At 71.7% G+C, this 15,126-nt stretch carries 12 protein-coding genes; 4 read left to right on the forward strand and 8 right to left on the reverse strand.

The window, feature by feature from the left end; genetic code table 11:
• Positions 1-52: 52 nt before the first annotated feature.
• The 4 genes from E1267_RS10445 to E1267_RS10460 are packed head-to-tail and all read right to left on the reverse strand — an operon-like array spanning position 53 to position 5,047.
• A complete protein-coding gene (locus E1267_RS10445; protein ID WP_132332218.1) occupies positions 53-2,062 on the reverse strand; it encodes a beta-galactosidase in 2,010 nt (669 codons plus the stop codon).
• On the reverse strand, positions 2,059-2,895 hold the full coding sequence (locus E1267_RS10450; RefSeq protein WP_132332219.1) for a carbohydrate ABC transporter permease: 837 nt from the start codon (positions 2,893-2,895) through the stop codon (positions 2,059-2,061). Before E1267_RS10450 ends, E1267_RS10445 begins: the two co-directional genes overlap by 4 nt.
• Entirely contained in the window at positions 2,892-3,767 is an 876-nt protein-coding gene (locus E1267_RS10455; protein ID WP_132332220.1) for a carbohydrate ABC transporter permease, read from the reverse strand. The genes E1267_RS10450 and E1267_RS10455 overlap by 4 nt, the downstream gene beginning before the upstream one ends.
• Complete coding sequence (locus tag E1267_RS10460) at positions 3,764-5,047, reverse strand: ABC transporter substrate-binding protein (RefSeq protein WP_220449408.1); 1,284 nt, start codon at positions 5,045-5,047, stop codon at positions 3,764-3,766. The genes E1267_RS10455 and E1267_RS10460 overlap by 4 nt, the downstream gene beginning before the upstream one ends.
• Positions 5,048-5,118: 71 nt before the next feature.
• Between E1267_RS10460 and E1267_RS10465 the strand changes: the two genes are divergently transcribed.
• From E1267_RS10465 to E1267_RS10480, 4 genes are read left to right on the forward strand one after another with little or no spacing between them, the layout of a single operon-like run.
• Positions 5,119-5,805: a FadR/GntR family transcriptional regulator gene (locus tag E1267_RS10465; RefSeq protein ID WP_246063698.1), complete on the forward strand. Its 687-nt coding sequence runs from the start codon at positions 5,119-5,121 to the stop codon at positions 5,803-5,805.
• Positions 5,802-7,358, forward strand: coding sequence for an alkaline phosphatase D family protein (locus E1267_RS10470; RefSeq protein WP_220449409.1), 1,557 nt, complete (start codon positions 5,802-5,804; stop codon positions 7,356-7,358). The genes E1267_RS10465 and E1267_RS10470 overlap by 4 nt, the downstream gene beginning before the upstream one ends.
• A gap of 9 nt (positions 7,359-7,367) precedes the next feature.
• Positions 7,368-8,993: a discoidin domain-containing protein gene (locus E1267_RS10475; protein ID WP_132332223.1), complete on the forward strand. Its 1,626-nt coding sequence runs from the start codon at positions 7,368-7,370 to the stop codon at positions 8,991-8,993.
• Positions 8,990-9,730 carry an SDR family NAD(P)-dependent oxidoreductase gene (locus tag E1267_RS10480; protein WP_132332224.1) on the forward strand — a complete coding sequence of 247 codons (741 nt, stop codon included), beginning with the start codon at positions 8,990-8,992 and terminating at the stop codon, positions 9,728-9,730. Before E1267_RS10475 ends, E1267_RS10480 begins: the two co-directional genes overlap by 4 nt.
• Before the next feature lie 328 nt (positions 9,731-10,058).
• Here the strand turns inward: E1267_RS10480 and E1267_RS44200 are convergent, their stop codons facing one another.
• From E1267_RS44200 to E1267_RS10505, 4 genes are all read right to left on the reverse strand, one after another.
• Entirely contained in the window at positions 10,059-11,438 is a 1,380-nt protein-coding gene (locus E1267_RS44200; protein WP_165959547.1) for a High-affinity nickel-transporter, read from the reverse strand.
• Positions 11,435-12,715: a tetratricopeptide repeat protein gene (locus E1267_RS10495; protein ID WP_132332225.1), complete on the reverse strand. Its 1,281-nt coding sequence runs from the start codon at positions 12,713-12,715 to the stop codon at positions 11,435-11,437. The genes E1267_RS44200 and E1267_RS10495 overlap by 4 nt, the downstream gene beginning before the upstream one ends.
• Before the next feature lie 46 nt (positions 12,716-12,761).
• Complete coding sequence (locus E1267_RS10500; protein WP_132332226.1) at positions 12,762-14,138, reverse strand: DUF4331 domain-containing protein; 1,377 nt, start codon at positions 14,136-14,138, stop codon at positions 12,762-12,764.
• A gap of 75 nt (positions 14,139-14,213) precedes the next feature.
• Positions 14,214-14,870 (reverse strand): hypothetical protein, encoded by a 657-nt coding sequence (locus E1267_RS10505; protein WP_132332227.1) that lies wholly within the window; start codon positions 14,868-14,870, stop codon positions 14,214-14,216.
• Positions 14,871-15,126: the final 256 nt, after the last annotated feature.

A 15,126-nucleotide genomic window follows, 5' to 3' on the forward strand; every position in this document is an offset into this window, starting at 1 on the left:
ACGGGGTGTTCTCCGGGACCCGGTACATGAAGATCCGCGTCACCGACGGCCGCTACGACGACACGGTGGTCGAGGGTCCCGGAAACCCTGCGTCACCCCCGGCCCGCCTCAGCACGGCGGCTGCGCGAGGCGGCAGCACCAGCGCGCCGCCGGACCGCTCGCCGTCGAGCAGCACGCTCCCGCCGTCGGCCACCGGCACCCGGTGCTCCTCGAAGGTGTGGTTGAGCAGGAACAGATGGTGTACGCCGTCCGCCCCGGCCCGGGTGACCGCCTCCACACCCTCGGGCAGCCCGGGCAGCGTCACACCCGCCTCGGCGGCGATGCGGCGGGTCAGCTCCCGCATCACCGCGGGGTCGGGCCGGGTGCCGAGATACCAGGCGACGCCTTCGCCGTAGGCGTGCCGGGTGACGGCCGGGGAGCCGTCGCCGAACGCGGCCACCGCCTCGGCGCCCTCCAGCTCGATGCGCTCGGACCACAGCGTGGCCCGCGACTCCGCGCCGTCCCAGGTGATCGGGACGGTCGTCCCCGTGTGCAGCGGGTCGAACTCGGTGATCGACAGGCCGAGCAGCTCGCGCAGCGGCCCCGGATATCCGCCCAGCCACACCCGGTCGTTCTCGTCGACGATGCCGGAGAAGAACGACACCACCAGGTGCCCGCCCCGCTCGACGTACGCGGCCAGGTTCGCCGCCGCCTCCGCCGTGAGCAGGTAGAGGTTGGGCACCACCACCAGCCGGTAGCCGCTCAGATCGGAGGTGGACCGCACCACGTCGGTGGTGACGCCGAGCCGCCACAGCGGGTCGTGGTGGTCGCGCAGCCGGTCCATCATGCGGATCCGGTCACTCGGATGCGACTCCTGCTCGACCGCCCACCAGCTGCGCCAGTCCAGCACGAGCGCCGTCTCGGCCCGAACCCGCGATCCCTCGACCGCGCCCAGCGACCGCAGGTCGGCGCCGAGGTCGCGGACCGCCTGGTGCAGCGGATGATCGGGGCCCGCGTGCGGGACCATGGCGGAGTGGAACTTCTCCGCGCCGCCGCGTGAGGCCCGCCACTGGAAGAACAGCACGGCGTCCGCGCCTCGGGCCACCGCCTGCAGGCTGTCCAGCCGCATGCCGCCGGGCTTCTTGGCCGGGTTGGTGCCCATCCAGTTGACCGCGGAGGTGGCCTGCTCCAGCAGCCACCACGGCCGGCCGTCACCGAGCCCGCGCCACACGTCGAAGAACAGCGCGCTCTGCAGCTGCGGCTCAGGCTCCCGCTGGTCGGGATAGCAGTCCCCGCTGACCACGTCCATCTCCGCCGCCCAGGCCGGGTAGTCGGTGGTGGGGGCGACGTTGCACAGGTTGGTGGTGACCGGGACGCCCGGAGTGGCCTGGCGTACCACGTCGGCTTCGAGCCGGTAGCACTCCAGCAGCGCGTCGGAGCAGAACGCGGTGAAGTCCAGCGTGTGCGCCGGGTTGGGGATGCCGGTGGTGCGGCGGGGCGGGAGGATCTCCTCCCAGGCGGAGTAACGCTGGCTCCAGAAGGTCGTGGTCCACGCCTCGTTGAGCCCGTCGAGGGTGTCGTACCGGCGCCGCAGCCAGCCGCGGAAGGCCTCGGCGCACAGGTCGCAGTAGCACTTGGGCACCTGGCAGCCGTACTCGTTGCCGATGTGCCAGGCGGCCAGCGCCGGGTGGTCCGCGTACCGCCGGACGAGCTCGGTGACCAGGGCCCGCGCCGCCTCCCGGTAGGCGGTGGACGACGGGCAGACGTGGCAGCGCGACCCGTAGCTCAGGCGTACGCCGCCGTCGTCGACCGGCAGCGACTCCGGGTTGCGGTGGCCCAGCCACGGCGGCGGGGAGGCGGTCATCGTGGCCAGGCACACCGCCACGCCGTTCTCGTGCAGCAGGTCCATGACCTCGTCGAGCCACGCGAACCGGTAGTCGCCCGGGACGGGCTCGACCTGTGCCCAGGCGAAGATGCCGAGCGTCACGAAATTGACGCCGGCGTCGCGCATCAGCTTCGCGTCCTCCGCCCAGACCTCGCGCGGCCACTGCTCGGGGTTGTAGTCCCCGCCGTAGAGGATCACTCGCGTACGCTCCCTTCGGTCAGACCGGCCCGCCAGAACCGCTGGAGGCCCCCCGACAACACGATCAGGGGGATGACCGACACGAACGAGCCGACCACCACCAGCGTCTGGAGGATCGGCTCCCGGTCGGCGAAGCCCTGCCAGCTGGTGAGGCCGAGGGTGAGCGGGTAGAGGCTGGTGTCCGACAACATCACCAGCGGCAGGAAGTAGTTGTTCCAGATCCCGATGAACTGGAACAGGAAGATCGTCACCATCGCCGGAGACATGATTTTCAGGGCGATGGTGAGGAAGATCCGCCATTCGCCGGCGCCGTCCGCCCTGGCGGCGTCCAGCACGTCGTCCGGCACCGTGGCCGCGTACACGCGCGACAGGTAGACCCCGAACGGGCTGACCAGACTGGGCAGCAGGACCGCCCAGTAGGTGTTGGCCAGGCCGGCGTCGGACATGAGCAGGAACAGCGGCAGGCCGATGGCGGTGGTCGGCAGCAGCACCCCGGCGAGGATGACGTTGAACAGCGCCTCCCTGCCGCGGAACTCGCACTTGGCCATCGCGTAGCCGGCGCACGCGGCGATGAGCGTGGCGCCGGCCGCGCCCAGCCCTGAGTAGATCACCGAGTTGAGGATCCATCGCAGGTAGATGCCGTCGCCGAAGGCGAACAGGTCGCCGAGGTTGGTCCACAACTGCGGGTTGGCGAACCACAGCGGGCTGGAGTTGATCAGGTCGCCGGTGTTCTTGGTGGCCGCCACGATCAGCCAGTACAGCGGCAGCAGGAAGTACGCCGCGAGCACCAGCAGCAGAACGGTGGTTAGCCAGCGCAGGCCGACCGTCCTCATCGGCGTCCCCTTCCCACGAAGCGCAGGAACCCGAAGGACAGCACGGCTGTCACCAGCGCCAGGATGATCGATTCGGCGGCGGCCAGCGCCATGTCGTTGCTGTTGAACGCGTCGTGGTAGGCGGTCAGCGTGGGCGTGTAGGTGGTGGAGATGCCGCTGGACAGCTGGAGCAGGACCAGCGGCTCGTTGAACAGTTGCAGCGAGCCGATGATGGTGAACACGGTGATCAGCACCAGCGCGGGGCGGAGCAGCGGGATCTGGATCCGCCAGGCGACGCCCCAGCGTCCGGCGCCGTCGATCCTGGCCGCTTCGTACAGCGTGCGCGGGATCGACTGCAGTTGCGCCACCACGACCAGCATGTTGTAGCCGACGAACAGCCACACCACGATGTTCATGATGGACCAGAACACGGTGCCCGGTCCCAACAGGTCGGTCTCGATGCCGAACGCGGCGAACACGGGGGTGAACGGTGAGGTGCCCGGCGCGTACAGGAAGCCCCACATGATCGAGGCGATCACACCGGGGATGCCGTACGGCAGGAAGAAGCTGGTGCGGAAGAACCGCGGCCAGCGCGCCATGCCGGCCTCCAGGATCAGCGCCAGCACCGTGGAGCCGACCACCATCAGCGGCACCATGATCGCCGCGTAGAGCAGGATGCGGCCGAGGCTCTCCACGAATCCCGGGTCGGACAGTGCCTTGCCGTAGTTCGCCAGGCCGGCGAAGCGCGTGCTCTGGCCGTGCAGCCCGAGCAGGCCGGAGCGCTCGACGGCGGTGAAGCTCTGCGCCAGCGCGTACAGGATGGGCGCGACGAAGAACCCGGCGAACAGCAGCACGAACGGCGCCAGGAAGACCGCGGCGGTGCGTTTCCTCATTGGGCCTTCAGCCCTTTCTCCCTCAGTTGCTCGACCACCTGCGTCTGCGCCGCCCGCAGCGCGCTGGAAAAGGTGCCCTCGCCGGCGAGGGCCCGCGGGAAGCTGTCGTTGAGCGTCTGCCGGGTCTCGTCGTAGCCGGGCCACCACACCCAGCCGCGCGGCAACTGGCTGGACGCCTCGGTGAACAGCTTGTCGGTACGCTGCCCGCCGAGGAACGCGGAGGGCTTGGTCAGCGACGGGCTGGACATGCCGTCGAGCGCGGCGGGCCAGCCGTAGCCGCTCTCGATCAGCATCGCGACGCTGCCCGGGTCGCGGTTGATCCACAAGGCGAACTCGGCGGCCTCGCGGGGATGCTCGCAGCCGCGCAGCAGCGCGGTGGACGAGCCGCCGTTGCTGGCGGAGGCTTTGCCGCCCGCCTCCCACTGGGGCAGCGGCGCGGCCCGCCACTTGCCGGCGGTGTCCGGCGCGTTGGCGGCGAGGATGGCCTCACCCCACTGGGCGAGGGGGATCGCCACGAGGTTGCCGGACGCGAGGTCCTTGTACCAGCCCGGCGCGAAGTGCGGGCCTACCTTGACGAGCCCGTCCCTGATCATGCCTTGCCAGTAGTCGGCCACCTTCAGCGTCTCCGGGCTGGTCATCTTGGCGTTCCAGACGCCGCCGCGGGTGTCGAACCACGGCGTGCCGGCCTGCCAGGCCAGGCTGATGAAGGGCGAGGCGTCGTTGGCGGGGAAGTTCGTGACGTAGGCGTCGGGGTCGGCCGCGCGGACCTTGGCGGCCGCCTCGCGATACTCCGCCCAGGTCGTGGGCACCTCGATGCCCCACTTGTCGAACAGGTCGGCCCGGTAGTAGAGGGCCATCGGGCCGGTCGCCTGCGGCACGGCGTAGGTGCCGCCCTCGTACGTCACCAGGTCCCAGGTGTTCTGCTGGAAGTCGGCCCGGTCGGCGTCGGTGAGGTAGGGGTCCAGGTCCGTCAACTCGGCGTTGAGCAGGAACGACGGCAGTTCCTGGAACTCCATCTGGGCCAGGCAGGGTGCGTCGCCGGCCAGCACGGCAGCGTGGATCTTCGCGTACCCGCCCTCCGGTCCTGGCGGGATGTTGTCCAGTCTGACCTGGACGTCGTCATGGGTGCGGTTGAACAACTCGACGGCTTTGTCCATCCCCGGAACCCACGCCCAGAAGGTGAGCTGGACGGGATCCCGCCCGGTCGTGTCGGCGCCGCCCCCACAGGCGCTCACGAGCAGCATCGCCGCCGCGGCCAGGCTGAGGAGGGGGGATCCCAAGCGGCGTGGCCAAATAACCATAAAATATGCTTTTATCATCTTCACAGGGAGATCGGAAGGGATGTGCGGTCTTGAGCTATCCACGGCGCGGGATGCACGGTGAGGTCGTCGAGGATCTGGGCCGGCGCATTCTCGGGGGCGATCCCGATGCCGGCGGAACCCTCGACCCGACCGCCCTGGCCAGGCATTACGGCGTCAGCCACACGGTCATGCGCGAGGCGATGAAAACCCTCGCGGCCAAGGGGCTGGTGGACGCGCGGCCCAAGCGCGGCACGTTCGTCAGGCCGCGCGCCGAGTGGTCGATGCTCGATCCGGACGTCCTGCGGTGGCGGTTCACCCAGCGCGGTGACGAGGGAATGCTTCGCGACCTCGCCGAGGTCCGGGCCGTGGTGGAGCCGGCCGGCGCACGCCTGGCCGCGAAGCGCCGCACCGACGAGGACCTGGAGGTCCTGGAAACGGCCCTGGCCCGCATGGCCGACACCGTCTCCGACCCCGTCACGCACACCGAGGCCGACATCGCCTTCCACCGCGCCCTGCTCGCCGCCGCCCGCAACGAAGTGCTCGACTGCCTCCAGGTGGTGATCGCCGCCGCGTTGTACGCGCGGGACCGCCTGGTGCACGCCGGCGGTGAGCGTACCGGGTTCGCCGCCACTCACAGGGCGGTCCTGGACGCGGTACGCCGCGCCGATCCCGACGCCGCCGAATCCGCCATGCGAGACCTGCTCGCGCAGGCCGGAAAGGACGAAGCCGCAATATGACCACCCCCCACATGACGTCCAGGCGGCGCATGCTCGCCTACGCCGCAGGGCTCGCCGGGCTGGCCGCCGTCGCCCAGGTGCCCGGCGGCTGGACCGACTCCTCACCCGCCCTGCCCTCCTCGCCGTTCACCCTCGGCGTCGCCTCCGGCGACCCCCGCCCCGACGGCGTGGTGTTGTGGACCAGGCTCGCCCCTCAACCGCTCGCCGACGACGGGCTCGGCGGCATGCCGCGCAGCCCGGTGCCGGTGCGCTGGGAGGTCGCCGAGGACGACGGGATGCGCAAGGTCGTCCGCAGGGGCGTGGCCACGGCCCGCCCCGAGCTGGCGCACGCCGTGCACGTGGAGGTGCGGGGGCTGCGCCCCGGCCGCGTGTACTGGTACCGGTTCACCGTCGGCTCCGACGACAGCCCGGTCGGCCGCACCAAGACCGCGCCGGATCCCCGCCGGGCCGTGCCGGTGAGCTTCGCCTTCGTCTCCTGCCAGGCCTGGGACATCGGCTTCTACACGGCGTACCGCGACCTGTCCGGCCAGGACCTCGACCTCGTCGCGCACCTGGGCGACTACATCTACGAGAACGGCATCGCCGCCACCGGAGGCGCCCGCGGCACGCCCCTGTCGCCCGCGCACGGCGAGCTCGTACAGACCCTCTCGCAGTACCGGCTGCGGCACTCGCTCGTCGCCACCGACCCCGACCTGCAGGCCGCCCGCGCCGCCGCACCCTGGCTGTTCACGCTCGACGACCACGACGTGGAGGACAACTGGGGCGCCGACCGGTCGCCCACCGGCGCGACCCCGGAGAACTTCCTGCGCCGCCGCGCCGCCGCGTTCCGCGCCTTCTACGAGAACAACCCGATGCGTCCCTCCGCGCTGCCGGTCGGGCCCGACATGGCGATGCACCACCGGGTCGGCTACGGGCGGCTGGCGAACTTCTTCGTGCTGGACGCGCGGCAGTTCCGCAGCCCCATCGACATCGGGGCGCGGCTCGACCCGTCCCGCACCATGCTGGGGCAAGAGCAGGAACGCTGGCTGCTCAAGGAACTCGCCGGCTCGTCGAGCACCTGGAACCTGCTGGCCAACCAGGTCATGATGTTCCAGCTCGACCGGCTCACCGACCCGGGGCTGCAGCAGCTCAACCCCGACACCTGGGACGGCTACGCGGCCGCGCGCGCCCGGCTCTGGGCCGGCATCGGCGAGCGCCGCGTGTCCAACCCGGTGGTGCTCACCGGCGACGCCCACGTCAACTGCGCCGCGGAGCTCAAGGCCGACTTCGCCGACCCGGACTCGCCGAGCGTGGGCGTGGAGTTCGTGGGCACCTCGATCACCTCCGGCGGCGACGGCTCCGACAGCACGCCGGGAGGCCAGGAGTGGCTGGCGGCCAACCCGCACCTGAAGTTCTTCAACAACCAGCGCGGATACGTGCGCTGCCGGGCCGACGCCGACACGCTGACCACCGACTACGTGGTGGTGGACAAGGTCACCACGGCCGGCGGTGCCGCGTCGGTGCGCAGGTCGTTCGTCGTCGAATCCGGCCGCCCGGCCCTGCAGGACATGTGAGGCAGGATCATGAGAAGGACGTACCACGCCGCCGCAGCGGTGGCGATCTGCTCGGGCCTGTTCACGACGCCCGCCGCGTCCGCCGCGGGATCCGTCTCCGCACGCCTGCCCGCCACGCCGGCGGGCCAGGTGCTGGTGGTGCAGGCCAACCTCCAGGACTCCGTACGCCGGGCGGACGCCCGCGACACCCGCGACCTGGACAACTTCGCCAGGCGGTTGGCCGAGAGGGCGCCGGCGGCGCCGGACGCCCTGCTGCTCACCGAGGTCCTCGGCCCCGGCGCCCGGCATCTGGCGAACGTGCTGAGCCGGGCCACCGGTCAGCGCTACCGGGCCGAGGTGGCGGGTGAACGCTCAGCCTTCCTGCCCGACGGCGCGGTCAGACAGAACGCGATCATCCTGAACACCCGGACGATGACCGCGGCCGCGCGCGGCGGCTTCGAACGGGTGCAGGACGAGGACCAGGCCTACGTGGTGGCCGCCCGGCGGGACGGCACGCTGCGCGTACCGCTGGTCGCCGCGCACCCCGGCGGCGATCCGGCGCCGGCCGCGGCCTTGCTCGCCGATCGTTTCGCCCGCGAGGACGGCGTCACCGTCCTCGGCGGCGACTTCCGCGCCGGGCGCTGCGCCGTGCCCGCGCGGGACCAGACCATCGGGTGCGAGCCGCAGGCGTTCTGGGGGGATCTGACCGGGCCACGGGCCTACACCGACGCCTACTTCGAACGCGGCGACGCGCAGGCACGCCCGCACAGCGGGTACGTCTTCGCCAGGGGTGACGTGCTGAAAGCCGCGATCGACACCGACATGCCGGACGTGTCGGACTGCAAGGCGGCCTTCGACGCCGGACGCTCGCACGCCGCGGATCGGGACTGCCGGGACGCGTACTACGCCGACGAGCCGTTCGGCTGGGCGCTGCTCGGCGCCGCCCGCGACGAGCAGCAGTCGGTGATCCCGGCGAAGATCGCGCTGGATCACTGCGAGCTGGCCGTGCGCACCACCGGCGTGATGGCCAGGGTCGTCAACAACTCCGGAGCGCCGCTGTCCCGGCCGGTCCGCGTCACCGCGCCCGAGCCGCTCACCGCCGCACCCGAGCAGGCCACCCTCGACGTGCCCGCCGGCCAGGCCGCGAACGTCGTCGTGACCGTCACCGCGCCCAGGGACACCGAGCCAGGCGAGCACCGCGTCACCGTGGCGATCGGCTCGACCGAGCAGGAGATCCCGGTCACCGTCACCGAGGAGTGCGTCGAGCCGAAGGCGTACGCGAGCAGCTTCCACGCGGGCTTCGGCCCCGAACTCGCGGTGGACGACGACATCGCGACCCACTGGCACTCCGAGTATCAGCCGCCGCACCCGCTGCCCCAGTCGATCACTCTCAACCTGGGCGAGACCAAGCGGATCAGCGCCGTGGACTACCAGCCGAGGTTCGACGGCAACCTCAACGGCACGATCCTCGACTACAAGGTGTACCTCAGCACGGACGGCCAGACCTTCACCGAGGCCGCCGACGGCTCGTGGGCGGCCGACGCCCGGCTCAAGACCGCCTCGTTCGAGGCCGCGGACGCCCGCTACGTGCGTCTGGAGGGCACCCGGGCCAGCGGCGGACCCTATCTGTCGGCGGCGGAGGTGAGCGTCCGATGACCAGGTTCGCGGGACGGACAGCCGTCGTCACGGGTGGCGCGCGGGGCATCGGCGCCGCCACGGTTCGCCGGCTGGCGTCGGAAGGAGCCTCGGTGGTCGTCGCCGACATCGACGAGGCGGCGGGCAGGCAGGTGGCCGACTCCGTCCCCGAGGCCGTGTACGCCGCCTGCGACGTGGCCTCGCCGCAGGCATGGAACGACCTGCGCACGCTGGTCCTCGACCGGTTCGGGCGGCTGGACGTGCTCGTCGGCAACGCCTACCTGCTGCGGCAGGGACCCGCCGACCAGGTGGGGCCGGACGACTGGAACGCCCAGCTCGCGGTCAACCTCGGCGGGTTCTACCTCGGCACGCGCACGTTCATCGGCGAGCTGCGGCAGGCACGCGGAGCCCTCGTGGCGGTCTCCAGCGTGCACGCCGGATTCGGCCTCCCCGGCCGCCCGGCCTACGCCGCGTCCAAGGGCGGACTGCTCTCGCTGACCAGGCAGCTCGCCGTGGAGTACGGCCCCGAGGTACGCGCCAACGCGGTGGTGCCCGGCCCCATCCTGACCGGGGCGTGGGACGGCATCGACGAGGCCGGCCGGGAGCGCTCCGCCCGCGCCACGGCGGCCGGCCGGCTCGGCAGCCCCGACGAGGTGGCCGCCGCCATAGCGTTCCTCGCCAGCGGCGAGGCGTCGTTCATCACCGGCGCCTCGCTGACCGTCGACGGCGGCTGGAGCGTCACGAAGGACTCCGACTGAACCCGCCGAACCGCAACTGATCGAAGCAGAGCCTCGGCCTGCACTACAACGAGCCCGCCGACCTGCTCGACTACCTGGTGGACCCGTCGGTGTTCAGGTACGCCGACGGGCACGTGCCGCTGCCGACCGGGCCCCGGCCTGGGCATCGAGATCGACGCCGCGGCCGTCGAACGCGCGGCCGAGATCGGCCACCGCTGGCGTTCCCCCATCTGGCGCCGCGACGACGGCGGCCTCGCCGAATGGTGACCGGTCGTGGTCGCGCCGTCGTCACGTGCCGGACATCGACACGCTGCGGCTCCCGTATCGCCCGCCGGGCGGCGCGGGACGCTCACACCAGGGCGGCGACCGCGCGCAGGGTGACGCCCGTGCCGACGAGCAGGACGAGCGTGGCGGTCATGGTGGCGCTGTACGGGCGCAGGCGCTGCAGCCGCCCCAGCAGGGCGAGGTCACCCAGCTTGCGCAGGGCGAGCGCGGCGGTCAGCAGCGTCAGCGCCATGCCGAGCCCGTAGCAGACGACGGTCATGACACCGAACACGGTACGTCCCAGCGCCACCGCGCCGAGCAGGACCACCAGGGCGGACGGGCTCGGCACCAGCCCGCCGGCCACGGCCAGCGCCACCACCCCACCGGACCGCCGCCCGTGCCCGTGCCCGTGTCCGTGTCCGTGGCCGTGCCCATGTCCGTGTCCGTGCCCGTGGTCGTGGCCGTGGCCGGGGGTGGAGTCGCGGCGGCGGGCGGAGCGGAGCAGGCCGACGCCGATCAGGGCGATGATGAGCCCACTGGCCACCCCGAGCCAGCTCAGCACCGCCTCCCCCGTGAACGACGCGGTGAGCGTGACCAGCACCCCCAGGACCAGCACCCCCGCCGTATGGGTGGCGGTGACCGTGGCCGCGACCGCGACCGTGTCCCGCAAACGTCTGTCCCGCCCGGCGAGGTAGGCGGCCATGACGGTCTTGCCGTGGCCGGGCATCGCCGCGTGCACGGCTCCGAGCAGCAGCGACAGGAACAGGGCCAGCATGCCGAGCGGCACGGTCAGCCGGTCGGCGCCGACCAGCGTGTTCAGCCGGTCGGCCAGCAGAGCGGTGTAGCGGGTGACGATGTCCACGCCCGGCACGGTCACGGACGTCCCGGCGTCTCCGGTGCCCGGCTCGACCGTGACGCGCGCCTGGCGTACGTCGAGCGGGGATCTGAGCAGGTCAGCGGGGTAGTCGCGCAACTCGCCCGACACGCTGTGCGCGGGCACGCTTGAGGCGCTGAGCCGCACGCCGTCCCCCCGGGCCGTGATCTCGCGCCAGCCCACGGTGCCGGCGCGGTGGGCGTTGGCGAAGGTGAGGGTGAGCGGCCGGTCCACCCGCAAAGGCGCGCTCAGGCGGCACGTCAGCCTGCTGGTACGCAGCCCCGCGGCCCCCGCCTGGTAGGCGAAGGACGTCTCGGTGACCCGCCAGGCCAGCGGCCGTCCCTCCACCGTGCCTTCGACGGTGTCGCGCAGCCGCGCGCAGGCACGACGGGCGTGGGCGTCCACGGAGCCCCGCACCGTCTCTTGCAGGGTCGGGATCTCGGCGCTGTCCACGATCGCGACGTGCTCGATCCGGTCGCGGTGGATCGTCAGCCCGTCATAGTGGTTGACGCTGAAGTTGCCCAGCGGATGCGCGGCCAGCGCCGCGGAGACCAGAGGGGAGACCAGAGGGGAGACCAGTGGAGTGATCATGCCGTCGCCGCCAGCAGTTCGCGCGCCCGCGCCGCCCCGGCCGGGGAGAAGTGCGGGTTGAGGGACAGGGCTCTGGTCAGGTGGGCGCGGGCGGAGGCGGTGTGCCCGAGCGCCTGCTCGATCTCGCCGCGGTGGTAGGCGAACAGCGCGTGGTGCCCGCCGAGCCTTTCCGCCCGTGCGGCGTACGTGGCGGCCTCGGCGTGGCGGCCCGCCCGGTGCAGTGCCCAGCCCAGGGCGTCGGCGACCTCGATGCTCTGGCGCCGTTTCCACTCCGCCCGCAGGTGCCGGACCGCGGTGTCCGGATCGCCGTGATCCGCTTCGTACGTGCCCATGGCCAGGTGGTCGGCGTTCCCGGCGGCGGCGAGGAGCTTGTGCTGGGCGGTGAACACGGCGTACTGACGCCTGGCGCCGGCCCGGTCGCCGAGGTGTTCGAGCAGTTCGCCGTACTCGACGACGAACGACGGGGCCCTCGCGACGAGGGAGGCGTAGCCGCGCCGCGCCTGGTGGACGTGGCCGAGCGCGGCCTGCGCGCGGGCCCTGCCCGCCTGCGAGGGCACGTGCCCGGGATCGGCGGCCAGCGCCTCGGCGTAGGCGGTGAGCGCGGCGCGCGGGTCGCCGGTGTGCCAGGCCAGGTCGCCGAGTTGCCCTTGGCAGAAGGCGTACTCGGCGGGGTCGCCGGCGATCTCGCACGCGCGGTGCAGCAGCTCGCGCGCGGGCCCCGGCCGCCCGTGCACCCGCTCCAGGCGTGCGGCCCGGGTGAAGGAGGCGAAGTCGGGGCGGCCGTCGAGCATGTGCCGCAGCGTGCTCTCGGCCTGCTGGTACTGGCCGAGTTCGAGGTGGGCGTCGATGAGCACGCCGTACAGCGGCCAGCGGTAGGGGGCGGCCTCACGGGCTCGTTCGGCCCACCGGACCGCGCCGGCGAAGTCGTGCCCGGCGTTGGCCAGCGCGCCCATGCCGATCACGGCGTCGATGTACGGCTCACCGTCGCCCGTGGGCAGGCGCATCGAACGTTCGAACGCGCCCCGAGCCTTGGCGTGGTAGGCGCCGTCGGCGGTGCGGCGGGCCTGTTCCAGATACAGGAAGCCGAGGCCCGCCCAGGCCGCCGCGTCGTCCGGGTGACCGCGCAGGCGGTTCTGGGCGTCCTCTATCGACCCGGCCAGGTCGTACGGCGACCGCCCCGCCTGTTGGGGAGGCGGTTCGTCCCGGCGCAGCGCGCCGCCGGGGGCGTACAGGGCCAGCAGCACGCACCCCAGCAGCAGGCATACCAGCAGGGGCAACGATCGCCGTATACTGCTCATCTGATCGGGTGTCCTCGGTGTGGGCTCAGCCGGCGGTGACGGGCAGGGCCAGGTAGGGGAAGCTGCCGGAGATGGGTTTGTACAGGAACGCCGGGTTGTCCTCGGCGATGAGACCCGGAGCTCCGGGACCCGCGGGCTCGCCCAGGAGCATGCGCAGGTTGACGGTCACGACGTCGTCGACGAGGCGGCGGCCGTTGGGGTAGCCCTGCTCGTCGCCCTTGAGCAGACCGTACTTGTCCGGCTCGGCGGCGACGGGCGTGCTCATGTTGAGGCGCAGCTCCTCCGCCTTGACGATGCGCGAGACGTCCCGGTTCAGCAGGTGGGAGTTGAGGTCGCGGTCGATCGGCCCGTCGCCCCGTGTGGTCAGGCCGGTGAGGTAGATCTCCTCCAGGTCCTTGCGCGGGGCCGGCGGCGCCGCGACTTTGGCCTGTTTCGCGACGACCTTGGCCTGGTCGGGGTCGAGCGTGGACGGCACGACCAGCCCGCCGCTCTCGTCGCCGTCGGGCCGCAGCGTGTTGAAGCGGTCGCGCTGCTTCAGCGGAATGATGACCTCGTTGAAGTTGGGGTTGCCCAGCCGCGAGACCTGCTTGAAGCCGGCCTGCCCCGAGCCGAGCACGCCGCTGGACCTGCGGGAGGCGGTGGTCCAGACGCCGATGACGGGGTTGGCCGCGGGGTCGCCGCCGAGCGCCAGCTCCGACTTGGGGATCTGCAGGGCCAGCGAGCTGACGTTGAGCGGCACGCCGGTCTTGACCGGGAAGAACGGCAGCCCGAACCTGAGCAGGTTGACCGCGTGGTTGTCGGAGTAGAACGGGTCGGCGGCCGTGCCGGTGAAGACCTTGCCCCCTCCCGGCAGGTCACGCACGGCCTTGCGGCGCAGCTCCGGATAGTCGGGCGTGGCCAGGGCGCCCATGTCGGTGGGAGCGACATAACCGTCCCGGACGAGCGTCTCCCACTTGCCGTCGCGCAGCCTGGTCAGCGTGTAGCTCTGCTCGACCAGGGCGTCGGCCGGCCCGGCCTGGTGCTTGCGGACCAAGGAGGGCACCGGCAGCCCCTTGGTGGTGAACGTCCACCGGTAGGTGACGGCGGCCCGGCCGGTGCCGGTGTTGTCGATGTGCACCTCGTAGCGGGCGCCGGTGTCGAACTGGTAGGGCTTGTTGGGCACCTGGAAGGGGATGTAGTTGGCCACGATCGTGACCGTGTCCTGCCGTTCGGGGCTGGTGAAGGCGTACAGGTCGGTCGCGTCGACCTGCTTGTCCCGGGTGGTCGCGGGGGCGTCCCAGTGGCTGGTCGCCGTGCCCTGCCGCATCGAGGGGCCGAGCAGCACCGTGGTCGTCAGCATGGCTATGGCGGCGCCGCCGGCGGCGGCCCACGTCCACCGGCTTCTCGCGCTGGTCACTCGCATCTGTCTCTCGTTTCGCTGGTACCCGGCCGTGCCCGCGGGCACGGCCGGGCGGATCTCAGGTCAGGGGACGTCGCCCTACGGCACGTACTGGACGACCGCGTCGAGGTTGGCCAGGTAGGCGCCCTCGTTCAGCGGGATGCCGGTGAGCTGCCTGACGGTCCGGCTGAGGTAGGGGCTGACGTAGAACGGCCAGTGCTTGGGCCCGATGCCGCCTTCGAGCGGCCGCGGCGTCGGGACGTACGGGGCGAACTCGGACAGCCGGTAGGTGGCCACCAGTTGCTCGCCCTGGGGCTCGCCGTCGATCTCGACCTGAGCGTGCGCGCCGTCGGGGCGCAGGTAGATGTCGTGGATGGCGGCCCTGTGCCCGCTCCTGACGTCGTTGATGGCGAACCCGCCGGGGTAGTAGACGCCGTTGCACGGGTCGATGTGGTCCTGCTTCCACCCGATGGGCATGTAGATGCCCCTGTTACCGGGCTTGGCCTGCATGGGGGCGAGACCCTCCACCCGGATGCCGCGCTCGTCGAGGAGCCTGACGATGTCCTGGCCGAAATCGAAGTTCGCGTGCCCCTTCGGACCGAAGTAGGGGAACTTGAAACACGTGGCGCTCGGCGGCTGAATGGACGGACTGCCGGGCGCGCCGGGGAATGGAGCGGCCCCCGCGGGGGTGGCCGTCGCCGCGATTATCGCGGCGCCGATCACTAGTGTTCGAGTAATGCGGGAAAGAACGCGCATGGCTGTCGGCCTTTCGTTGTCGCGAGACGATTGAACGCCTCTGACCTGCGATGACTCGCCCAACGTAGTGAAGATATCACTCTTTGTAAAGGGAGTATAAAGCAGTCGTCGAAAGGCTCGCACCGGTAAAACGGGTGCACAAAACAACGCTTGGCGTGAGCGGTCGTGCGGGGTGTAAAAAGGAGAAGGCGCCCGGTGGTGAGGGCGCCTTGTGGTGGGCTCAGTTTCCGATGGCCGGGAAGGGCGGGGCGGTGGG

The organism is Nonomuraea longispora (assembly GCF_004348345.1).
Lineage (GTDB): Bacteria > Actinomycetota > Actinomycetes > Streptosporangiales > Streptosporangiaceae > Nonomuraea > Nonomuraea longispora.

Excerpts from the sequence above, each read along its gene's own strand:
- E1267_RS10475 (WP_132332223.1), top strand. The coding sequence starts at position 7,368 with ATGAGAAGGACGTACCACGCCGCCGCAGCGGTGGCGATCTGCTCGGGC.
- E1267_RS10450 (WP_132332219.1), bottom strand. The coding sequence starts at position 2,895 with ATGAGGACGGTCGGCCTGCGCTGGCTAACCACCGTTCTGCTGCTGGTG.
- E1267_RS44200 (WP_165959547.1), bottom strand. The coding sequence starts at position 11,438 with ATGATCACTCCACTGGTCTCCCCTCTGGTCTCCCCTCTGGTCTCCGCG.
- E1267_RS10480 (WP_132332224.1), top strand. The coding sequence starts at position 8,990 with ATGACCAGGTTCGCGGGACGGACAGCCGTCGTCACGGGTGGCGCGCGG.
- E1267_RS10455 (WP_132332220.1), bottom strand. The coding sequence starts at position 3,767 with ATGAGGAAACGCACCGCCGCGGTCTTCCTGGCGCCGTTCGTGCTGCTG.
- E1267_RS10500 (WP_132332226.1), bottom strand. The coding sequence starts at position 14,138 with ATGCGAGTGACCAGCGCGAGAAGCCGGTGGACGTGGGCCGCCGCCGGC.
- E1267_RS10470 (WP_220449409.1), top strand. The coding sequence starts at position 5,802 with ATGACCACCCCCCACATGACGTCCAGGCGGCGCATGCTCGCCTACGCC.
- E1267_RS10505 (WP_132332227.1), bottom strand. The coding sequence starts at position 14,870 with ATGCGCGTTCTTTCCCGCATTACTCGAACACTAGTGATCGGCGCCGCG.